Here is a 22,121-nt window from a genome sequence, read left to right as displayed (position 1 = left end):
CCACCCCTGTAACCGTGAAACTGGAAAATTCGGGGCGGGCGGGGGTGTCCCCGCCCGCCACCGCACTCAGAGGGTCAGCTGGAACTCGCTGACTTGGCCGCTCTTGATCCCGATCTCGAAGTCGGCCTCGTCGTCATTGTCGACGTTGCCGCGCAGCACGGTGTAGGTCCCGTCCTCGCGCATCTCCTCGGAGATCATCAGCTGGCCGGCACCCGAGAAGCCGTCCGAAACCAGGGTGAAGCTCTGATTTCCGGCGACCTGGCTGTTGGCGTCGATCGCGCTGAGGTCGATCCGGTCGCCCGACTGAAGCTTGACGATCGTGTCGCCATTGGCATCGCCGGCCGACAGGAAGCGGAAGATGTCGTTGCCGTCCCCGCCGTCGATGACGTTGACCGCCCGCGACGCGGTGATGACGTCGTCCCCGCTGCCGGTGACGATGTTCTCCACCCCCTGGAGCACGTCCCGCCCGGTCTGGGAACTCGCGACCATGCCGCGCCCTCCCGCACCCGTGCCGAGATCGGCGGTGATGTTGGCGGTGATCGCGGACATGTCCAAAGTGTCGTTGCCGTATCCGCCGCCGAAGTCATCGCCGTAGTAGGTGTCGTTGCCGTCTCCGACCTCGGCGACGAAGGTGTCGTCGCCCGCGCCACCGAAGACCACGTCGCTGCCCGCGCCGGCATTCACCATGTCGTTGCCCGAGCCGGCCAGGATGCGGTCGTTGCCGGCATCGCCGTAGAGCATGTCGGCGCCGTCGCCGCCGAGCACGTCGTCATCGCCGGCGCCACCAAAGATGACGTCCCGACCGGCGTCGCCGGAGAGGAAGTCGGCGCCTCTGCCGCCAGACACGATGTCGGCTCCGGCCCCTGCGAGGATCGTGTCACCGCCACCCAGGCCGACGAGCATGTCATTGCCGGCAGTGCCCATGATGTAATCGGCGCGTTCGGTCGGCGTGGCGGGCGGCTGAGCGGCGACCGGCGGCTGCGCCGAGTCGTCATCCTCATCGTCGTCCTCGTCGGACGCATTGGCCTCCTCGCCCTCGGGCTCTTCCGCGTTCTCGGGCTCTTCTTCCTCGAACTCGTCCTCACCCTCCGGCGCATCTTCGCCCTCGGAGTCTTCGTCGTTCTCGGAGGTTTCCTCGCCTTCCGGCTCCTCGTCGCCTTCGGACTGGTCCTCGCCCTCCGGCTCTTCCCCCTCCTCGAACGCGTCCTCGTCATCGAAGGCTTCTTCGCCCTCGAACTCCTCCTCCGAGTCCTCCTCGGACTGTTCGCCGTCCGGCTCCTCCCCCTCGAACATCTCGTCGTCCTCGGGCGGCTCGAAGCCGTTGTCGCCGCCGGTGTCCGGCACCTCGTACTCGTCGTCGTTGTCTTCCGGCTCCTCCATGTCGCCGTCGCCATCGTCGATCTGGGGCGTGCCCTCGCCTCGGGTGAAGACGACCGCGTGGCCCTTCCCGTTGGTGAGCGTGCTCGTCCCGTCCGCGTTATCTACCACCGTATAGTCGGAGGCCTTAGCGCCTTTAGGTAGTTCGATCACGTCCTGAGGACGGAGCGTTCCGATGATCTTGTCATCGCCGCCACCCGACTGGAAGTAGATGCGGTGGGCCGAAGCCAGCCCCGTGATGTCGATGGTTTCGCCCGCCGCCGAACCTTTCAGGGTGATCGTTTTGTAGGCCAGGTCCGTGTCGGAGAAGTCACCATGAACGGTGAAGGTGTCGCCGCCGCCCTTTCCGTCGATGACGATATTCTCGGTGTTGCTGAGTTCTGCGACGGTGATGCCGTTGCGGCGGATCACGATTTCGGCGTCACCCGTATAAGAGAAGGCAGATGCCGCTTCGGCACGAGTGTAGATCGCATATGCTTCGGCGGTGGCGTCGCCACCAACATGCACGGTGTCGTAGCCCTCGCCGCCGTCCATCTGATCGGATCCGTGGCCCACCTCCCAGGTGATGGTGTCGTCGCCGTCGCCACCGTTCAGGACATCATTGCCCTGACCACCGACAAGCAGGTCGTCACCAGTGCCCCCGTAGAGTTCATCATCGCCGCCGCCGCCGAACAGTAGGTCATTGCCGTCGAGGCCATTGATGACATCTCTAGCAGTCTCGCCGGCAATGAAGTCGTTCTCCGCGCCTCCAGTTCGATTGTTGTCACTGCCATCGGATCTGCTGATCCGGTAGTCCGCCTGTCCGAGGTTATACCCCGCGATGGAACCGCCCTCGAAGTTGATGAGCTCAACCCCTGTCTGAGCATTCCCTCCGGTGTAATGGCCCGCGACCGTGATCATCTGACCGTTGAAGTCGATCACCAGATCTCCCCGGCCACCGGCTGCATGGCTATCGTGAGCGGAGAACCCATCCAGTGCTTGGCCACGGGTCTGCAGAATGATCCGATCCTGGGCACCTTCACCGCCCCCCTCCGTGATCGTATCCATGCCATCGGCCATGCTCATGACATAGGTGTCGTTGCCGGTGCCGCCGTCGAGCGTGTCGTTGCCCAGACCCCCGATCAGCCGGTCGTCATGTTCGCCGCCATTGAGTTGATCATCGCCCCGCCCACCGATCAGCAGGTCGTTGCCCTGGCCGGCGTTGATGGTATCATTGCCATCCATTCCGATGAGAATGTTGTTTCCGTCCGTGCCGTTGAGCGTATCGTTCGCGCTGGTGCCGTTGATGATGCCTATGACGCGATCACGAAACTGCAGTTCTTCGATGTTTGCGAGGATGTCCCTTCCATCCGAGGAGCGCGCTTTCCCGGTGATCGGGTCGAACGGATTGCCCGCATTCCCGTCCTCCGCATCGCTTTCGGACACCATGACATGCTCGACGACCAGCCTGCCGTCGCTCGTGCCGTCGAAGGCATAGTTTTCCTGGTCATCCCAGTAAAACGCCCGATCCGTTCCGCTGTTGTCGTAGAGGATTTCACGGACGATGTGCAGTTGGCCGGGGTTGTAGACGCGCTCGAGCATCAGCGCCGACAACGGCCGACCTCTGTGCAACTCGATCCCCGATGGCGAGTAAACGCGTGCGCTCATCCCCTCGGCCGTCGCGATTTCCACGCCGTTCGCATCCCTGATCGATATGCGCACGTTGAGCCAAGCGTCACCATCGATGACGTCGTCCCCACCGCGACCCTCGATAAGATCACTGCCACCGCCGCCGAGGAGTATGTTGCCCCCGACAAAGACCTGCGTGATGTCGCCCTGCTCGCCTTCTGCAAGCCTTTCCCAGGAGCCGTTGGCGCGGTATGCCTGCGCCCGCATCATGTCCGGGGTGATGATCTTGTCCAGCCCGGAAATCCGATCGATGCCGTCCTGATCGAGCTCGTTATGCACGAAGTTGCCTTCGGGCGTGGGATCGTAGACAGTCGGCCCGACCTCCTGCTTTTGCGTGACCACCGTCACGCCTGGAATGATTACCTCCTCCTCTTGGACGACACCATTTTCCTCCTCGCCGGGCTCGTTGACCGCTCGCTCCTCCTCGACCTCGGTCTCAAGCTCGAAGCCGTCATCCGCCACCCGGTCATCGCCTCTCAGGATGTCGTCATGTTTCCAGCCGGAGAGGCCTTCCACCTCGCTGAACCGATCGCGCAGGATCTCGAGCGGCAGCGTCGTGAACACCGGGAAGTTCATGTCCACATTGGCAGCGACTTTCTGGCCCTTGTGGATCACCCAGTCATGGCCCCACATACCGATGTTCTTCTGGATTCCTTCACCAGCGACCATGATGTCATCGCCAGAGTCGGCATCGTAATCGGTATCGCCCCGACCACCGTTCAGCACGTCATGGCCGATGACGTCCGAGTTGAAGAAGATGTCGGCGTTGTCACCCGCGATGAAGTCGGCCCGAGCCCCGCCCTCGATCCAGTCATCGCCACCATTGCCGAACAGGGCGTCCTGACCCTCGCCGCCGAGAAGGAAGTCGTCACCTTCGCCTCCGCGAGCTTCGGAGCCGTCCGGACCGGTCATCAGGAAGTCTTTGCCCTCACCTCCGAAAAGCAGGGCCATGCCGCTGCCTGCATGGATGACGTCATTGCCTTCGTCACCCTTGAGCATATCGGTTTCACCGATATCGGTGCCGGAATTGGTGATGATGTCGTCACCCTTGCCGCCATTGACCATGTCAACGCCATATCCGGCTTCGATCCGATCATCGCCGTCATTGCCCCAGATCGCGTCGTCGCCGTCGCCCCCCACGATCACGTCATTGCGGTCGGAGCCGCTAATGATGGTATGGTCGGCCCCATTGTAGCGAAGATAGTCGGCGATCCCGTCTCCACCGAAGACGGTTTGCGGCACGTCAGCGGAGAATGCCTGCCCGACTTCGACCGGAACCGCGTCGCTGGGTTCGGCATCGAAGATCGCCCGTCCTTCGGCCCGCCCGTGACCAAGGTAATGCACCAGCGGGTTGAAACCGGCGGCAGCCACATCCGGATGCGCCGCGAGATAAGCACCGGTGTCGAAGTTCGCGGCCGGGTCGAGGCCGAGCTTCCACCCAATCTCAGCGTAGTGGACCAGAGGGTTGATCCCGTTCCAATCCTTGTCGGGCATCTGGGCCATGTAATAGGCGCTGTCAAAGAACGCATTCGGGCGACGGTCCTCGCTCCATCCGAATTGGGCGTAATGCGCGTCCGGATCCATTCCGGACGCTGCCACGTCGGGATAGGTCGCGTTGTAGAATGCGTCATCGACCAGGAAGTCCAGATGCGCAGCCTCGACCGGGGTTGCTTCGGCAGCGACGATCCGGACGACATGGGTCCGGTCCGGAGCGTTGTCATAGCTCGAGGTGAACGTCATCTCGTAGCTCCCGGCCTGAGACACGGTGCCGGCGAGGCTGCGGGCATCGTGATCGAAGGTCACGCCCGTCGGCAGACCGGAGGCTTCGACGCCCACAGCCTCGCTGTCGCGGCGATCCACGAGCTTGGTGAACGCGCCAAGCGTCTGCTCCTCGTGTTCAGGGTCGGCCTTGCCGGTCATCGCCAACTGCTTGGCGTAGTCCATGTAGAAGATGTGATCGGTCGTCGAAAAGATGTCGGCCGGGAGCGCGAAATCAGTCTCACCGAGGTCGGTGTTCGCCTGCGCCATCTTGGCGAGGGAGTTGTTCTCCAGCTCGGTCAGCAGGTTTCGTCCCTGGACGCGGGACAGGTAGTAGAAGCGGTCAGCGTCCTGGAGTTGCTCCATCTGCATTTCGAACACGAAGGAGAAGGTCGATCCAAGCATACCGCCGAAAGACATCTTCTTCTCAGCCAGGCCACCAACCCACAGATCGATGTTCTGAAGGCCACCGAGATCATTCGCGTAGGTTCCGGTGCCGTTCAGGAAGGCCATCCGGTCGGATGGGGCACCGTTACCGCCCATCACGATGGCAAAGGCTGCGTCGCGCTTGCCCTCGATTGTCGTAGCAAGCCTGATCGACTCATGCGTGCCATATGCCGCGATGAAGTTGATGATCGAGGCCGGGTTCTTCAGGTTGAGCGCGAAGTCGCTCCAGTTCTCGTAGGGCTTGAGCTGGGTGTCGCCGTCGGCCATCTCCATGAACTGGGCCCGCGCCTCGTTCAGGGTCGGCATGCCGGTTTCGCGCCCTCGGGCGATGTTGATCGCCGCGAGATCGAGCGGAATGCCCAGGAGCTGGTTGCGCAAGGTATCCGTGACGAATTCGTCGATCTCGTTGCCGACCTGTCCGGTCATCCCCCGGATGATGGCACCAGCCGCTTCCCTATGGGTGACGGTGGCTTCTACCTCGCCATTCGCATTCACGGTGTCAGCCCCGAAGGCGAGCGGATTAAGGAAGGCGTCGAAGAGGTCCATGGAACCGGTGCGATTGCCATCCGCATCGATCATGTCGACCGTCTGGTTCAGCATCGAATGGCCGAAGCGATAGACGACATGGGCGAACTCGGCCAGGATGGCTGGATTCAACTCGACGTCGGGCTGGACGACGAAAATGTCCACGTCTGGCTGAATCTTTCGAGCGAACTCTTCGAAGGCCAGGTGCTGGTACTGCATCTCGGTGGCGAAACGGGCCGCCTGGAACAGCCGCTCCCCGTCCCATGAGCCATCCGGGAGTTTCCACTCGGCGATGAGGCGGGCGTTGCCACTGGCCTCGATGGTCGTCTTGATATCCTCGACCTGACGATTGTGCTCCGAGTGGAAGATGTGGTGGACGGCGGAAAGGCCGATGTTCTCGTTCCCCCGGCCGTCGCCGGTGATGTAATGCGCGTCGAGGAGTTCGTCGTCGTACTCGGTGTTTCGCCCCCGCCCATCCTGGGCGACTCTATTGCCGGCCTCGCTGTCGCCATCGGCGACCAACTGGCCGTTCATGTCCGTGACCGGAGCAGCGTTATGGGCGATGTCGTCCAGGAAGGCATGACCCGTCCGCGCTGCCGAGACCGTCTCGCCCTCCTCTATCACACGATTGGAGCCAGATGCAGGGTCGTAGACAAGGGTGCCCGCTGGCAACTTGATTGCCGACGGATTGACCGGGGCGTCCAGATTCCCTTCGACATAGAGCGGCACGAGGATCGGGTTTCCGTCGGCATCGTCGTCAGCCTTCTGGAAAGCAGCCAGGATTTGCGGCAGGCCGTTTTCCCCGCGAATGAATTCGCCGTAGGGATCGACAAGCAGCTCCGGCACTGCCGTCACATCGAGGTCAGTAAGGTCGATACCGAGCAGTGTTCGAGCCTGTTCTTTCACGTCCGCCCAGGTCGCAAGGCCGCGCACCCCGTCCAGCAGATGGCCCGTGGCCAAGGGCTTCCCAGCGGTGTCGGCTTTGTATTCGCGCAGGAACACCTGGTGTGATGCGTGCGAGGTGTAGGTCTGGTTTTGATCCACCCAAGGCGTGGTGACGTTGCCCGCCCCAGTCTCGGATGTCGTCGAGCGAGTCACCGCCATGAAATTGGTATGGGCGAGACGGGGATCAACATTATAGAGCGGGTCATCCTCGCTCAACGGTATGAAAACCGTGCCGTTGCCGCCCTTCTTCACCAGGTCCAGACCGTGATCGAAGAACTGACCGAAGAAGGTGAACAAGGCGTTGTAGGGGGCAGAAATCCCGTCATCCGGTGCCACGTTCGGCAGCATGATGGTCCAGCCGTCGAGTTCGATGCCATAGGGTTCGAGATAGGCCTCATACCCGTCCCGTAGTTCAGTGTCCTTCTCCCAATCGGGGTTCGAGCGGATCTCATCATACTTCGCACGGATGGTCGCGACGGCCTCAAGCAAGTTGCCCTCGTAGCCGGCATGCTGAAGCGCGGTATAGATCGCGGCGGGGTTCGTCGAGGTCTGATCGACGATCAGATTGGATATCAGGCGAGGCTCACTATCGACGACGTTCCCGGGTTGACCGTAGTCGTTGTTGCTCGGATATGCTGAATTGCCGAAGCTGCCGCTACCCGTCGGGTAACTCGGATTCGTCAGCCCCGGAAACAGTTCGCCCGACGCGCCCCACTGTTCTCGACCGGCACCGAAGTTGTTGTAGCTGCCATCCACCGTGCGCAGCCCAAGAGGTTGAAGAGGGCTGTCCACCAGTTCGCTCAAGGGCGTTCCCGCAGCATGGGCTTCGGCAATCTTGATCTGGTCTAGAATGAACTGAATGTCGTTCAGATTAAGCTTAACGGCCATCATACGCTCCAATAAAATATAAAACGGCACTTTTAGCTCGTGGCAGAAGGCGTCGATGGCGACGCAACCGCTCACCGCCCCCGGAGAAGGGGCGAGCCGCAAGAAAGAATTTTGATAAGTGGCAGCACCTGGCGCCGAAGGCATCAAACGTCGACAGCGCGACTTGCTGCCCGCCCCACGACCAGCAGAACCTATCAATCGTCAAGTCAGGGAAGCGGCCAAGTTCGTCCGAAAACTGTCAGCCCGAATGGTCGGCGCGCTCTGTCAGCACACAACCCACGCAGAAACTCGCTATACCAAAAAGCACCATGCTTTAGCATTAGCGCGCAGCAGCAGATCCAATCGATCCACTAACAGAAGGACTATCCGCTCCCAACGCTGGGATCGTTATTCATATCGTGATACGCCTCCCCGCCAATTCGTCTTAGGCTTCAGCTAGCCAAGACTCTCTCCTTGTGTCCAGAAAAAACCACAATCGGGGGGCGTAGTATCAGGGTTCCATATAGATCCACTAGATTAAGTAGTGGTCTCTCACTATGACAACGATACTAGCCAAAATATCGAAAGCGCGTATAATCGCCGACCATCTGAATGCGCTTCAATATAGATAAAGCGCGTAGGCGGTGAGCCTACCACGCTGGGCCCATAGCCCTGCTGGGGTTGGGTGGAGCGGCCGCTGACAGGCGTATGTTCTAGGCTCGGCCTTGCCTGGCAGAAGGAGCGTCTGCGGCCTCAATCCCTTCAGAATGCTGACGAACCCTGGGCGTCCAGTTACTTGGCCATTGGCGTCAGGGCACGTTGCCCATCCAAAAAATCCGGAATCGCGGAAGGCCTTGAAAGACGATTTTCGATCACCTAAAAAAAAAGAAGCGGCAGGGGAATCCATGCCGATTCGCGACCTTCCGGTTTTCATTACCATTAAACCTCCCCCTTATATTTAGGATAGGGCGTTAATCCGTTTGAAGTATGGACGCAGGCGGTGGTTTTCTCACAATGGATGCCTGTAATTTTCGCTGCCCGGCATTCGTCTCCGGTTCCCTTTTGCGTGACGACAGGCGGTTTGGAGGTAGGGTTTCATGTATCTAATGCGCCATGCATCGCGTCACCGCATCAGGGAAGCGGAGAACGCCCGGAAAAATCGTGCCGAGATCGTCATGGCCTTGTCTCGGGGGCAGGTCACCCGCCGTGAACTCTTCAAGTGGGGGATCTTCACCAGCGCCGGCACGCTGGCCAATATCAACGGGCTGAGCCCGTTCGCTTCCAGCGCATATGCGCAGGGCATTCCGACCGGGGTCCCGCGCAGCCCGACCTTCGGGGCGCGGCCCTTCACCCAGAAAATGCCGCGGCTCCGCCTGGAGGAGCCGCACCCGCTCGAGCCCCGTTACCGCGGCTACGAATTGGATCTGCATTTCCCCGAAGAGCTCGACGAGCCGCCGGCGCGGCGCCTGTCCTACCACACCGATTTCACCATGTCGGACGGCAAGGACTGCCGGAATCCCGAGTTCTCGCACGGACCGATGGAAGGGCGGCCGCCGGGCGAGTATTTCGCACATCAGCGATGGCAGGAATACCTGCCGAAGAAGGCCTTCGTAATGTCTCTCGGCCAGCTGGACGGAGGGGTTTCCTTCCACCCCGAGTTTCCGGATCAGGACCGTGACAGCGTATGGACCTTCAATTCGGGCCAGAACCGCAAGTCGGTGCTGCCGCCACCGTTGATGAAGCTCCGTTACGGCGAGCCGGTGATCTTCCGGCATTACAACCTGCTGCCCGAGGACGCCGAGGAGAATAGCATTTTCGGCTCCCTCAGCCAGGCCACCCATAACCACAACGGTCACAATGCCTCGGCGAGCGACGGCGCCTCGAACGCGCATTTCTATCCCGGCCAGTTCTACGACTACCACTGGTCGACGACGCTGGCGCGTGCCGACATGATCAACACCGATGCCACCGACCCGCGTGCGTCGGGTCCGGACGGCTATGGCGGTCTGGTGCAGGTGAAGGGCGACTACCGTGAGCTTCAGGGTTCACTGTGGATGCATGACCACCGCTTCTTCTTCACGGCCGAGAACGTCTACAAGGGGCATCTCGGCGCGCTCAACTATTACAGCGGACCAGACCGGGGCAACGAACGGCTCTGGGACGGCGTGAACCTGCAGCTGCCGAGCGGCAGCGAGCTTGATTGGGGCAACATCGATTTCGACGTCAACCTGATGATCTCTGACGCGGCGCTCAACCCCGACGGCCAGTACTTCTTCGACATCTTCGACACGGTCGGTTTCCTCGGCGACCTGCTATTGGTCAACTTCGCCTACAAGCCGTTCTTCGAAGTGCTGCCGCGCAAGTACCGGTTCCGACTGCTCAATGCCTGCATGTCGCGCTTCATCCGGCTCGGGCTGCTCGACAGTCGCAACCGCTGGGTGCCGATGCAGGTCATCTCGACCGACGGCAACCTGCTGGTCAATCCGGTCACCGTGAACCAGCTCGACCCTATGGGCACCGCCGAACGCTTCGACGTGATCGTCGACTTCTCGGCCTTCCCGATCGGCGCCAAGCTCCGGATGTTGAACGTCGCCGAGCATCAGGACGGCGCCAAGCCCAAGGAGTATCTGCCCCGGCTCGAGGCCATCAATCAGGAAACCGACGATCCGGCGGTGGGCACCTTCCTCGAATTCCGGGTGGTGCGCGAAGTGGAGTCGGTCGACAACCCGGGCAAGATCCACCGCGCCTCCGACCCCGACTACAGCCGCGTTCCCGCCCAGCTGACCGATCCGATCCCGATCGTGGAGCCGGTGCGCGTCCGCCATCTGGAGTTCAAGGGAACGGATCAGCAGGACGAGCTGATGACCGGCGAATGCTTCCCCGACTGCGCCGATCGCAACATCGAGGGATTCGGCTGGTCGGTCCGCGTCAACGGCGAGTCCAACCACTTCCTCAACGCCAACCGGGTCAGCCTGCTCGTCCCCGAGCCGGGCGTGACCGAGCACTGGATCATCGAGAACAGCAGCGGCGGCTGGGACCACCCGGTCCACCTCCACTTCGAGGAGGGGATCACGATCGATCGTGGCGGGGCACGCATGTCGGCGCTCGAGCGCGGCGCGCGCAAGGACGTCTGGCGCACAGGCGCGGGCGGCCAGGTCCGGATCCAGGTGACCTTCGGGGAGTATGGCGGGGCCTATGTCACGCATTGCCACAACACCGTCCACGAGGATTGGGCGATGCTGGCGCGCTATGACCTGCTGACCGATCCCAAGGACCCGAACCAGTCCTACCAGCATGTCAGCGTGATCCCGACGCCGGATCCATCGAAATACGGTGTGAGCTACCGGGATCCCGAGATCCTGCCCGAGGGCAACCCGTTCTCCAAGCAGTTCTCCGGAAACCCGCAGGCCGAGGATGATGACGACGATGATGATGACGACGACTCGCGGTCGGGGCGGCGTTCCCGGAGGCGTGGATGACCATGCATCGCTTCTGGCTGGGCGTGGTCGCGCTTGCGACCACGCTCGCAGCCTCGCCAGCGATGCCCGGCCGCTGGGACCTCGACTACTTCCCGAACACGCGGCTTCTGGATCAACAGGGGCGGGAGCTGCGCTTCGTCGATGACGTGCTCGACGGGCGGATCGCCGTGGTCAATTTCTTCTACCTCGACTGCCCCGACATCTGCGGCCTCGCCACCGCGCGTTTGGCCAAGGTCCACGAATGGCTGGAAGACCGGATGGAGGATGAGATCGTCTTCATTTCGATCTCCCTCACGCCCGAGCGCGACGCGCCGGAGGAGCTGGCCGCCTATGCCGAAGCCTTCGGCGCTGGCGAGGGCTGGTACTTTCTCACCGGCGCGCCGGACGACGTCGCCCTGCTGCGCTACAAGCTCGGCGAGCGCAGCAAGCGGTTGAGCGATCACCGCAGCGACATCCTGATCGGCAACGCCGGCACGGGCGAATGGCGGCGCACCTCGCTGATGGGCAACCTTGCCGCCGCGACGGCCGACATTCTCGCGCTCGACCCGGACTGGGCACCGCCGCGAGCCCCGGCGAGGGTGATCGACGGCCGCACGCTGCAAAGCTTCGCCGCGCAGAACCGGGTGGGCGAAGGCCTGTTCAACAAGGCCTGCGCCGCCTGCCATTCGATCGGCGCCGGGGTGCGCGTCGGCCCCGATCTCGAGGGCGTCACGCTGCGGCGGGATCGCGACTGGCTCATGCGCTACATCAGATCGCCGGACCGGATGCTGGCGCAAGGGGACCCGATCGCGGTCAAGCTCGACCAGGCGTTTCCCGCGGTCCGCATGCCGCGGTTCGGCCTCAGCGAGAACGACGTGGCGGACCTGATCGTCTACCTGCATTCCGAAACACTGCGGCTCGAAGCGCTACCGGACGAGACGGAGGCCGCGGGCGATATGGATCGCGGCGCCTCGACAGATCACGATCATGACCATGAGCTGGCCGGCCACGTGCATTGAGCGCGGGGTGATCGAGCGCGGGAGCGCCGCAGCTCCGCCACCACTTGCGCGGCCCTGCGCATCACGGTGCGCGACGCACGTCATTCGAAAGCACTCCACGCGCCAACCCACGTCACCACGCCGCCTGCGTTCGGCCGGAGCTGAGCGGTGAACGAGCCTTCGCATCCCCCTGTCATGCCCTCTCGGCCCACCCTTCCCCTGCACATCAGGCGATGGCCCCGCCGCAGGCGGTCATCCGCCAACCTCGGACCTTGGTCGGTAGCAAAACGCGCGAATTCACCGCATCAAGGGCTGATGACAGCCATGCTCAGCGCGCTTTCGCCTCTTTTTCACTCGCTTTCCTTCCGCTTCCTGTTCGCGGGTGGGGCGGTGATTTTCGTGGCCGCCTATGTGGTGGGCAGCTGGGTCGCCGATCGTATCGAACAGGGCGTCGTGCAGAACTCGGGCACCTCGGCCGCGCTCTACATCGAGAGCCTGATCCCCAACCAATCCTGGGGCCAGGGGGATCGAGAGACTCTCTCTCGCGAGGCCGGGCTTGCTCTGCGCGAGGTGTTTCGCGAAGGCCGGCTGAGCGAGCGGGTCGTGACCTACAACGTCTGGAGCCAATCCGGAGAGATCCTGGAGTCCTACCGGCCGGAGCTGCGGGGGCGCTCCTACGAGCCGTCCCAGGCATTGGAGAAGGCCTGGGCGGGCGAGGTGGCCTCGCAGTTTCAGGCGCTGCAGGTCTCGGGCGATCATCCCGAGGTGGCGGTGAGCCTGCCACTGCTCGAGGTGTATGTGCCGATCCGGGACACGGTAACGGGTGACGTCCTCGCGGTCGTCGAGTTCTATCAGCGCGCCGAAGATCTCGCTCTGGAGCTGGTCGAGGCGCGCCGCGAAAGCTGGATGCTGGTGGCCGGCATTCTGGGGCTGAGCGGTGCGCTGCTGTTCATCATCGTGCATATCGGCAGCCGGCTCATCGAGCGCCAACGCGAGCAGCTTCAGTCGCAGCTCTATGAGAGCCGAAGGCTGTCCCAGACCAACGATGCGCTGCGCAAGCACGTGTCCGGGGCCGCCCAACGCGCGGCCGCGCAATCGGAAAAGATCATGCAGCGCATCGGACAGGATCTGCATGACGGCGTGGCGCAGCACCTGTCGCTCGTCAGCCTGCGCCTCGAAAGCGCGGGGATCGGGCCCTCTAAGGACGCCGATACCGTCAGGCAAGCGCTCGCGAGTGCGATGTCGGAGCTGAGGGCGATTTCGCGCGGATTGGCGCTTCCGGATCTTGCCAGGCTCGATCTCGGGCAATGCGCCGCGCAGGCCGTCCGCGACCATAACAAGAGTTTCGGATCTCAAGCGGAGTTGCAGAGCGATTCAATAGGCGCGATCGACGCGTCATATGCGACAAAGCTTTGCATATATCGTTTCGTGCAGGAGGCGCTCTCGAATGCCAGCCGACATGCACAAGCCACGCAAATCAGGGTGGCTCTGAAAATGCAGGGCGATTGGATCAATGTCGTCGTGTCGGACAATGGGCCAGGCTTCGATCCGCAGCTCCGGTCCGAATTGCGCGATGACGGCGGACAGGGATTGCCCGGATTGTCGGATCGCGCGGCCACGCTGGGCGGCGAGGTCTCAATCAAATCGGAACTGGGCAAGGGCAGCGAGCTTCGCCTGCGCCTGCCAATCTCGGAGGATCAGAAATGACGGTTCGTATTGTTGTCGCCGATGATCATCCGATCTTTCGGGCAGGGGTCATCACCAGCCTCGAGGAAACCGGGGAATTCCAGGTCGTGGGTGCCGCAAGCTCTGCGGAAGAAGCCGTGCAGATCGCGGATCAGACCCGACCCGACATCGCGCTTCTCGACCTCTCCATGCCCGGCGGAGGGCTGGCCGCCGTCAAGGCAATCTCCGCAGCGGGCAGCGCGACGCATGTCGCCATGCTCACCGTGTCGGAAGAGGATGAGAACGTCGCGAGCGCGCTGAAATTCGGCGCGATCGCCTATATCCTGAAGGGCATCTCAGCGAGTGAATTGCGCGAGATCCTGAAAGGCGTCGCGCGGGGCGAGGCGCATGTCTCGCCGCAATTCGCCGAACGGGTTCTCAACTACATGTCGCAGCCCCCGCAGCGCGCGCCGAACTCGCCGCTCGAGGATTTGACGAAGCGCGAGGAGGATATCCTGCGATGCGTCGCCAAGGGCCAGAGCAACAAGGAGGTGGCCGAAGCGCTCGGCCTGCAGGAGAAGACGGTGAAGCACTACATGACCGGTATCATGGGCAAGCTTCACGCCCGCAATCGCGTCGAAGCCGCGCTGATCGCACATGAGGGCTGGGGCCTCGGTGAGTGAGCGACGGGACCGGGGCTGACGGCCCCTTGTCCCGCAGCGGCGCCCTGCCCTAGGCGCTGGTCTTCGCCTTGGCCTTGGTCTTCTTGACGGCCTTGCGGAACGTCGCGTTGAAGGCGATCGAGACCCGGTTCTCTTCGGTGTCGTTGGGATAGACCCAGTGGACGAGATAGGACGGGAACAGGATCAGCTCCCCGGGCTCCGGCCGGATCGTCTTCTTCGCGGAAAAGGACGGCGCCTTGAGAAGCCGCCAATTCGGCAGGTCGGTTCGCGGATCGAGGAATTCGACTTTCCCCGAGGATTCGGTTTCGGCTTCCGGCTGCGCAACGTAATAGACGCCCGACCAATGCGCGCCAGGATGGGTATGCGGCGCGTTGTATCCGCCCGGCGGGTTGATGTTCATCCAGGAAAACATCTTGAGATCGAGCCGGCTCGTTTCCGCCTTTGCGCCGATCTTGTCGGTCGCGGTCATGACGGCCTCCACCGCGTGGGATCTGAGACGCTGGAAACAGGTCGCCTCGTTGTCGAACAGGTTGCCGGACGAATGCCATCCGCCCCGGTTCGATTTCGACGCACCCTCCGATTCAGATCGCAGGCGCTCCCCTTCGGCGAGGAGCTCGGCATTGAAGCTGTCGGCATCGTCCAGGGCGAAACGGAACAGCGGCGTCGAGAAGAGCTTTTCAAACTTGGTCTGCGAGAGAGGTGTCGCCACTCCGGGCCTCCTTCAAGAATGCGCAATCCTGCCGATGGTGGCAGCCGCGAGAAACTCGCGGCTGCCCAGAGTGGTGATCTCAGAGCTGAACTGACGCGATCAGATCACTTATCGTCCTTCTCGTCGTCCTCGTCGTCTTCGTCATCCTCCTCGTCGTCCTCGTCATCATCCTCGTCGTCATCCTCGTCGTCGTCCTCGTCGTCGTCCTCGTCCTCGTCGTCGTCCTCGTCGTCGTCCTCGTCGTCGTCCTCGTCGTCGTCATCGTCCTCGTCGTCGTCCTCCTCGTCGTCGCGCTCGTCGCGCTTGTCGCGATCATTCTCGTCGTCGTCCTCGTCGTCTTCGTCGTCCTCGTCGTCCTCGTCATCCTGCGAGATCTGCGCTTCGGCAACGCTGACGCTGCCGTCGCGATTGCGGTCGGCATAGGCCAGGAAGCTCTCCGCACCGGCGGTGCCGAAGGCATCCGTCAGTTCCTTCATGGACAGGTTGCCGTCACGGTTCTGGTCGATCGAGGCAAAGGTCCGCGGCTGCGCCGACGCGGGCAAAGCAGTCACGGCGCAAAGGGACGTGGTGAGCAGAAGTTGGGAAAGTTTCATGATGAATCTCCGGTCATAAGCTTCAGACAAACGTCAAATCGTCGGGTGCCGATCCGGGCTGGGGGAAGCCCGTGTCGGTATGTGCTGATTCTTGACACAGATTGATCGGGAAATAATCGGACCATGGTCCGGCCATCTGATCCATCGCGCGGACATGCGCCGAAGGCACGCGACCGGAGGCTTGGGCTGTCCTCTCACATAGCTGAGATCCTAAAGGGTGAGACCTCGTCGGCCGTTCTCCGGCAGAGAGCGATGTCCTGATCGGCCCTTCGCAAAACATAGGGAGCTTGCCACCCGAAGCGGGGTTCTTGCATGACGCTTCGGGCGGGGATCCGGCTGTGACAGACGCCACGCGCGCCGGGCGGGGAATGGATCCCTGACCGGCGCGCGCTGCCCCTTCATGCCAGTGTCGGAACAGTAAACCTGAAACCACGATCGACGGCTCAGGTTCCCCCGTGCGGTTTAGGACCCTACGTCAGCACCAGGTTTCAACGGCCCGTCTGGCTCCCTTCGAAACAAAAATGCCGGCAAATACCGGCACTTGAAAGATCACTCAGGAGTGATCCACCATCCCTCTCCTGGGCGTTCTCTGCGGGCAGCAAGGTCGGACCTCCCTGTCCGCCAGTCGCCGGCTCGATACCTGAGCCCCTGCAATCGAAGGATCGTCGGCCTTCAGGGATTTCGTCGCCATGCAGGCTGCCAAGGTGCAGGATCATGCGTGAGCGCCGAGGCCCCCGGACCGCCGCCCCTAGCCCATACCATCGAGCCCCGCGACGTGAAGCTCCTCGGCAAGCGTGTTCAGCGCCGTGACGAGCGAGGGATGCAGCGGCACGCCGTCCGCCACGTTCCTCGCCATGATCTCCTCGCGCTGCTCCCCCGGGATGCGTGGACCATCGGTGCCCGGCAGTGGAGGCGCGGCGCGCAGCTCGGCAAAGACCCGGTCCGCTTCGGCCGTGAAGCTTTGCAGGTCGATGAAGGCCGCGATGTCGATGGCCACAACGAACTGCCCGGTGTTGGTCGGGCTGCTAGTGTCCGAGGTGAAGTCCACCACCGTCTGACCGAGTGCCGCACCGTTCAGAACTCCGCCCAGAAGCCCGATCGCCAGCGCCAGGCCATAGCCCTTGGCGCCACCGATCGGCATCAGGAATCCCTCCTGCCGCCGCGCGGGATCGGTCAGCGGCAGGCCGTCGCGCCCGATCATCCAGCCCTCCGGCATTCTCTCGCCACGCTGCGCGAGCGTCTTGATCTTCCCCATGGCCGCCACCGTCGTCGCCATGTCCAGAACGAAGGGCGCGCCCGCGCCGGAGGGCGCCGATACGGCCAATGGATTGGTGCCGAGCAGAAGCTCCGTGCCGCCCCAGGGTGGCATGTGATTGGCGCTGCCCACCGCGCCCGCGATCCCGATCATGCCCGCCGCCGCCTGCGGCCGGACATAGAGCGCGGCCGGCCCGGCGTGGTTCGAACGGCGGACGCCGACCCAGCCGATGCCGGCGCTGCGCGCCTTGTCCATCGCCGTCCGCACGGCGAGGTTCATCGCGAGATGGCCGAGCCCGTCATCGCCGTCTATCAGCGCCGTCGCGGCGGTCTCCCGCACCAGGCGCGGCGAGGCCATGGCATTGCTGCCTCCGTCGCGCAGACGGTCGAGGTACTGGCCGAGCCGGAACACGCCATGGGTGTCGTAGCCGAGCAGATCCGCCTCGACCATGGTCCGGGCGACGTCGCGTGCGGCCCGCCCGTCGACGCCCGCAGCCTCGAAGGCACGCGTCACGAAATCGGTCAATGCATCAGCCGGGACGCGCCGCACGTCCATGTCCCTAGCCCTCGGCCCCGATGACGCGGTCCTTGTGCCAGAACACCAGCACCCGCTGCGCGTAGGAGGTCGCGGCGAAGAGCGCCAGGCCCACGAGGCTCAGATACAGGATCAGCGAGAAAACGCGCGGCGTGTTGAGTTGCGACGCGGCGACGCGGATCAGCTCGCCGAAGCCATTGCCGCCACCGAGGAACTCGCCGGTGATCGCCCCCGCCATGACCCCGACCGAGCCGATCTTCAGGCCGGTGAAGATCTGCGGCAGGCCGGTCGGCAGCTTCATCTTGTAGAGCGTCTGCCAGCGGCTCGCCCCCATGGTCTTGAACAGCATCCGCGCGTTGGCGTCGGGCGCGTGCAGCCCCGCCGCCGTACCCACCACGATCGGGAAGGTGGCGATGAAGGCGGCCAGCGCGACCTTGCTGTCGATGTCGAAGCCCAGCCAGGCCACGAAGAGCGGCGCGAAGGCGACCTTGGGCATGGTGTCGATCGCCACGAGATAGGGCATGATCGCGCGCTCGCCGAAGGCGGTCTCGCCCACGATGATGCCCAGCGTCAGGCCGATGGCGATGGCCAACGCATAGCCGTAGAGGACGGTCTTCACCGTGGTCCAGAGCGAGTCGAGCATGTAGCCGCCCGACAGGACATTGGCCCCCACGAACATCATGTCGTTCCACGTCTCCAGCGGCGTCGGCAGGATGATCGGCGGCACCAGGTCGGACAGGGTGATCAGCTGCCAGACCGTGATGAACACCACCGCGACCGAGGCGATCTGGACCGGCCGGGGAATGCTGTCGATCAGGCTGGCCTTCTCGACCCAGACGGTATCGTCGAGTTGGTCCGGCGCGGTATCGGTCATTCGAAGTCTCCCTTGTCGAGGCGGGTACGGATGCGTTCGACCAGAGCGCCAAATTTCGGCGTCGTGATCATGTCCAGCGTCCGGGGGCGCGGCAGGTCGATCTCCACGACCTCGGCGATCCGGCCCGGGCGTGGGGCGAGGACATAGACCCGGTCCGAGAGGATCACCGCTTCCGCGATGGAATGGGTCACGAGGAACGCCGTCGCGTTCGTCTCGGTGCAGATGCGCTGCAATTCCATGTTCATGAAATCGCGCGAGATCTCGTCCAGCGCCGAGAACGGCTCGTCCAGCAGGATCATGTCCGGCTGCGTCACCAGCATCCGGCAGATCGCCGCCCGCTGGGCCATGCCGCCCGAAAGTTCGTCGGGATAGACCGACTCGAACCCGCCGAGCCCGACGAGATCGAGCAGCTTCTCGCCCCGCCCCCAAGCCGCCTTGGCGGCAGCCTTTCCGTCCCGGATCTCGATCGGCAGCAGCACGTTCTCGATCGTGGTGCGCCACGGGAACAGCGTGGCATGCTGGAACATCATGCCGATGTCGCGGCGCGGCCCCCGGACCGGCTGGTTGTTGATCGTGACCCTTCCCTGGGATGGCGGGATGAGACCCGCCATGATCTTCAGGAGCGTGGACTTGCCGCAGCCCGAAGATCCGATCACCGAGGAAAAGCTCCCCCGCTCCAGCGACAGCGAGATCCCCTCGAGCGCGCGGACCCGGTTGCGGGCGTAGGTTTTCCCTACGCCCGTCAGTTCATAGACGGTCTCGCCCCCCGTCGACGCACGCAACTGCGACACCCTGGCCGTCGCCATCATCACTCCAGCTCCGCGCTGATCTTGGTGACGAAGTCGTTGGTGAAGGCGGCGTTCAGATCGTCCAGCGGGGCGGGCAGGTCGCCATTGGCGATCAGGCTGGCCTGCCATTCTTCCCACACGGCGGGCGGCAGGTAGCCCAGGCCCTTGTCGGTCTCCAGCGGGACGGATTTCGAGCGCACGGCGGTGAACAGCGCCGAGGCGAAGTCGCGGTCCTCGATCTCCTGCGGAAAGCCCGCCGCGAAGTGGTCGAGGCTGGCCTCGCGATTGGCCTCGTCCATCGCGAATTTCTGACCCTTCATGAAGGCCCGGACGAACTTCTCGATCAGCTCCGGCTCGTCGCGGATGGTGTCGCCCATCGTGACCAGGCCGTTGCCGAAGAACCGCGCGAATTCCGCCGGGGTGATGTCGCGCAGCGCGACCCCCCGCTGGCCGAGCACGGCGGCATCGGCGACGGATGCGGAATAGGCCGCGATCTCGTCGCGCAGGAAGGCCGCCGTCGCCGGCCCGCCATCGCCGACGGTGAGCAGCTCGTAATCCTCGCCCGGCGACATGCCCGCGCTGCTGAGCACGTTGCGCGCGAAACCCACCTCCGCGCCGTCGGCGGTCCCGGTGCCGACCACCTTGCCGGCCAGATCCTCAGGGGTCTGGTAGGGGCTGTCCTCCTCGACCATGAGGCCGAAATTGGCCCGCGCCGCGACGTTGTAGATGAACACCGCATCGACGCCGCGCGCCCGTGCCGTCAGCAGCGGGCCGGGCCCGGGACGGCCGAAATCGGCCTGACCAGCGGCGAGCGCCTGCAGCACCGAGCCCGAGCCGTTGACCGTCTCCACCTGAACCTCGAGCCCTTCTTCGGCGAAATAGCCTTCGCCGATCGCGACATAGACCGGGAAGGAGTTGATCGCCGAGGCGCTTGGCTGCGCGAAGGTGATCTCGCGCAGCTCCTGGCTCAGGCCGGTCCCGGCGGTGAGCGCAAGCGTGATCGCCGTCGCGGCGGCGCGTCCGAGCAGTTTCGACATCGTCATGGGTTTCCTCCTCCTAGATTTGGCTGAATGCACCACGGCCTCCTCCGCCGGGGTGCGACCGGGTTCAGGCGACGCGCTTGGCCGCGCTGCCCATGGCCCGCATCCGGTTCGTCAGGCGGCCGATGCCGTCGATCTCGCAGGTGACGATATCGCCATCGCGCAGGTATTGCGGCGGCTCCATCGCATAGCCTACGCCCGAGGGCGTGCCCGTGGCGAGGATGTCACCCGGCTCGAGCGTCATGCCCGCCGACAGCGCCGCGATCAAAGTCGGGATGTCGAACACCATGTCGCGCGTATTGCCGTCCTGGCGCAGCTCCCCGTTCACCAAGCAGCGGATGCCGAGATCATGCGGGTCCGCGATCGCGTCGGCGGTGACGATCCAGGGCCCCATCGGGCAGGACCCGTCCAGCCCCTTCCCCTTGAAGTACTGGCCGCCATGCTTGCGCTGGATGTCGCGCGCGGTGACGTCGTTGATGATGGTGTAGCCGAAGACATGCTCCATCGCCCGTTCGCGCGGGATGTCCCGCCCCGGCTTGCCGATCACCACGGCCAGTTCGACCTCGTAGTCGATATGCGTCGAGAGATGCGGGAAGATGGGAACCTCGCCATCGGGGGCGGTCACCGCCGTGGGCGGCTTGGTGAAGAAGACCGGCACCTGGGTGACGCCGACTTCCTGCTTCTGCGCCCGGTCGCCCTCGGCGATGTGCTCCATGTAGTTCCGGCCGACGCAGAACACGTTCTTGGCCGGCGCCGGGATCGGGGCCGCCAGCGTGAATTCACCGGGCGCCAGCAGCGGCAGGCCCCCGCTCGTCCGAAGCCGGTCGAGCGCGGCAGGGCCCTTCCCGATCAGCTCGGCGATGGGCATTCCCAGAACATGGGCCGAGCCATCCTCCTGCAGCAGCACGGTCTCCAGACCGGCTCCCAGATTGGCCGTCGCGATACGCATTCCGTCTTCCTCCACGAAACAAAGCGGGTTGTCCCTGCAGGCTAGATCGAAAACCCGGTCGCAGCGGTGACACCAATCCGCGGATTGGTTACGGTGGGGTCGATGCATGGCATACGGGTTCTCTCGCCGATGGCGGGACGACACAGGAAAACCGCGTATCCACAACGGTTTAAGCGGCAGGGGAAAGTTCGCCCAATGAGCAAATTGGTCGATGACGGCGTGTCCCAAGCGGAGCCATCGCTGGCCGCGCGGATGCGGCAATACCTGATCGCGCGCGGCTTCTCCCCCAGCGACCGCATCCCGCCCGAACGGCAGCTGATCGCGGAGTTCGGCGTGTCACGCTTTGAACTTCGCAAGGCGCTGGCCGAGCTCGAGCGGGACGGGCTGATCTGGCGCCATGTGGGGCGCGGCACCTTCGTCGGGGCGCGACCGGTCCACAACCTCAACGATCTGGCCTATCTGCGCGATCTTGCCCGCCCGGCCCAGCTTCTCGAAGCCCGGCTTGCCATCGAACCCGAACTGGCCCGGCTGGCGGCTTTGCAGGCCACGGCCGCCGATCTGGAGAAGATCCGTTCCTGGGCCGAACGGGGCCGGCAGGCCTCGGACTGGCGGCTCTACGAGGCCGCGGACACCAACCTGCACAACTGCATCGCGCATGCGACCCACAACAAGCTGCTGATCCACCTGTTCAACGAGCTGAACACGGTGCGACGGGCGGTGCTGTGGGATCTGAAACGCGCCAGCATGCGCCCGCCGCAGGACCATTTCGCCTTTGACGAACATGACGCCATCGTCGAGGCGCTCGTCGCCCGAAACCCTGCGCAGGCGGCGGACCGGATGCGGACGCATCTGTCCTCGGTGAACAGGAACCTGCCCCGGCGCTGACGCGACGCCGTCCAGCCCTGTTCCGACCGACCGCGCGCCGCTCCGGACGGTCCAGTGCAGGTTGCTGGAAAACTTTCCGAAATTCGGCTATGCTCGCCGACAC

Annotated in this window: 13 protein-coding genes; 5 read left to right on the top strand and 8 right to left on the bottom strand. The window is 63.7% G+C overall.

What is annotated here, in order from left to right; genetic code table 11:
- Positions 1-66 precede the first annotated feature (66 nt).
- Positions 67-7,710, bottom strand: a complete 7,644-nt coding sequence (locus FHS00_RS07780) for a peroxidase family protein (protein ID WP_183471538.1) — start codon at positions 7,708-7,710, stop codon at positions 67-69.
- 1,052 nt (positions 7,711-8,762) lie between these two features.
- On the opposite strand from FHS00_RS07780, the gene FHS00_RS07775 reads away from it, so the two are divergent.
- The 4 genes from FHS00_RS07775 to FHS00_RS07760 all read left to right on the top strand — a co-directional run bounded on the left by FHS00_RS07775 (position 8,763) and on the right by FHS00_RS07760 (position 14,391).
- A complete protein-coding gene (locus FHS00_RS07775) occupies positions 8,763-11,066 on the top strand; it encodes a multicopper oxidase family protein (protein WP_221188757.1) in 2,304 nt (767 codons plus the stop codon).
- Complete coding sequence (locus FHS00_RS07770) at positions 11,063-12,064, top strand: SCO family protein (protein ID WP_183471534.1); 1,002 nt, start codon at positions 11,063-11,065, stop codon at positions 12,062-12,064. The genes FHS00_RS07775 and FHS00_RS07770 overlap by 4 nt, the downstream gene beginning before the upstream one ends.
- Before the next feature lie 294 nt (positions 12,065-12,358).
- Positions 12,359-13,750 (top strand): sensor histidine kinase, encoded by a 1,392-nt coding sequence (locus FHS00_RS07765; RefSeq protein WP_183471532.1) that lies wholly within the window; start codon positions 12,359-12,361, stop codon positions 13,748-13,750.
- Positions 13,747-14,391, top strand: a complete 645-nt coding sequence (locus FHS00_RS07760) for a response regulator (protein ID WP_183471530.1) — start codon at positions 13,747-13,749, stop codon at positions 14,389-14,391. The genes FHS00_RS07765 and FHS00_RS07760 overlap by 4 nt, the downstream gene beginning before the upstream one ends.
- Positions 14,392-14,440: 49 nt before the next feature.
- Here the strand turns inward: FHS00_RS07760 and FHS00_RS07755 are convergent, their stop codons facing one another.
- The 7 genes from FHS00_RS07755 to FHS00_RS07725 all read right to left on the bottom strand — a co-directional run bounded on the left by FHS00_RS07755 (position 14,441) and on the right by FHS00_RS07725 (position 21,133).
- A complete protein-coding gene (locus tag FHS00_RS07755; protein ID WP_183471528.1) occupies positions 14,441-15,100 on the bottom strand; it encodes a TIGR02466 family protein in 660 nt (219 codons plus the stop codon).
- 104 nt (positions 15,101-15,204) lie between these two features.
- Positions 15,205-15,693: an EF-hand domain-containing protein gene (locus FHS00_RS07750; protein WP_183471526.1), complete on the bottom strand. Its 489-nt coding sequence runs from the start codon at positions 15,691-15,693 to the stop codon at positions 15,205-15,207.
- 748 nt (positions 15,694-16,441) lie between these two features.
- A complete protein-coding gene (locus FHS00_RS07745) occupies positions 16,442-17,503 on the bottom strand; it encodes an Ldh family oxidoreductase (protein WP_183471524.1) in 1,062 nt (353 codons plus the stop codon).
- 4 nt (positions 17,504-17,507) lie between these two features.
- A complete protein-coding gene (locus tag FHS00_RS07740; RefSeq protein WP_183471522.1) occupies positions 17,508-18,356 on the bottom strand; it encodes an ABC transporter permease in 849 nt (282 codons plus the stop codon).
- Positions 18,353-19,168 carry an ABC transporter ATP-binding protein gene (locus FHS00_RS07735; protein WP_425486038.1) on the bottom strand — a complete coding sequence of 272 codons (816 nt, stop codon included), beginning with the start codon at positions 19,166-19,168 and terminating at the stop codon, positions 18,353-18,355. The genes FHS00_RS07740 and FHS00_RS07735 overlap by 4 nt, the downstream gene beginning before the upstream one ends.
- A complete protein-coding gene (locus FHS00_RS07730) occupies positions 19,165-20,187 on the bottom strand; it encodes an ABC transporter substrate-binding protein (protein WP_183471518.1) in 1,023 nt (340 codons plus the stop codon). Before FHS00_RS07730 ends, FHS00_RS07735 begins: the two co-directional genes overlap by 4 nt.
- 64 nt (positions 20,188-20,251) lie before the next feature.
- The gene (locus FHS00_RS07725) at positions 20,252-21,133 is read right to left on the bottom strand and encodes a fumarylacetoacetate hydrolase family protein (RefSeq protein ID WP_183471516.1); all 882 of its coding nucleotides are present in this window, start codon (positions 21,131-21,133) and stop codon (positions 20,252-20,254) included.
- 195 nt (positions 21,134-21,328) lie between these two features.
- Between FHS00_RS07725 and FHS00_RS07720 the strand changes: the two genes are divergently transcribed.
- Positions 21,329-22,018, top strand: a complete 690-nt coding sequence (locus FHS00_RS07720; protein ID WP_183471514.1) for a FadR/GntR family transcriptional regulator — start codon at positions 21,329-21,331, stop codon at positions 22,016-22,018.
- Positions 22,019-22,121: the final 103 nt, after the last annotated feature.

This window comes from Limimaricola variabilis, assembly GCF_014195545.1.
GTDB lineage: Bacteria > Pseudomonadota > Alphaproteobacteria > Rhodobacterales > Rhodobacteraceae > Limimaricola > Limimaricola variabilis.
Note: the sequence above shows the minus strand (reverse complement) of the source record. Positions and strands in the feature narration are given on the sequence as shown.

Excerpts from the sequence above, each read along its gene's own strand:
- FHS00_RS07775 (WP_221188757.1), top strand. The coding sequence starts at position 8,763 with ATGGCCTTGTCTCGGGGGCAGGTCACCCGCCGTGAACTCTTCAAGTGG.
- FHS00_RS07770 (WP_183471534.1), top strand. The coding sequence starts at position 11,063 with ATGACCATGCATCGCTTCTGGCTGGGCGTGGTCGCGCTTGCGACCACG.
- FHS00_RS07765 (WP_183471532.1), top strand. The coding sequence starts at position 12,359 with ATGACAGCCATGCTCAGCGCGCTTTCGCCTCTTTTTCACTCGCTTTCC.
- FHS00_RS07760 (WP_183471530.1), top strand. The coding sequence starts at position 13,747 with ATGACGGTTCGTATTGTTGTCGCCGATGATCATCCGATCTTTCGGGCA.
- FHS00_RS07750 (WP_183471526.1), bottom strand. The coding sequence starts at position 15,693 with ATGAAACTTTCCCAACTTCTGCTCACCACGTCCCTTTGCGCCGTGACT.
- FHS00_RS07745 (WP_183471524.1), bottom strand. The coding sequence starts at position 17,503 with ATGGACGTGCGGCGCGTCCCGGCTGATGCATTGACCGATTTCGTGACG.
- FHS00_RS07740 (WP_183471522.1), bottom strand. The coding sequence starts at position 18,356 with ATGACCGATACCGCGCCGGACCAACTCGACGATACCGTCTGGGTCGAG.
- FHS00_RS07730 (WP_183471518.1), bottom strand. The coding sequence starts at position 20,187 with ATGACGATGTCGAAACTGCTCGGACGCGCCGCCGCGACGGCGATCACG.
- FHS00_RS07725 (WP_183471516.1), bottom strand. The coding sequence starts at position 21,133 with ATGCGTATCGCGACGGCCAATCTGGGAGCCGGTCTGGAGACCGTGCTG.
- FHS00_RS07720 (WP_183471514.1), top strand. The coding sequence starts at position 21,329 with ATGAGCAAATTGGTCGATGACGGCGTGTCCCAAGCGGAGCCATCGCTG.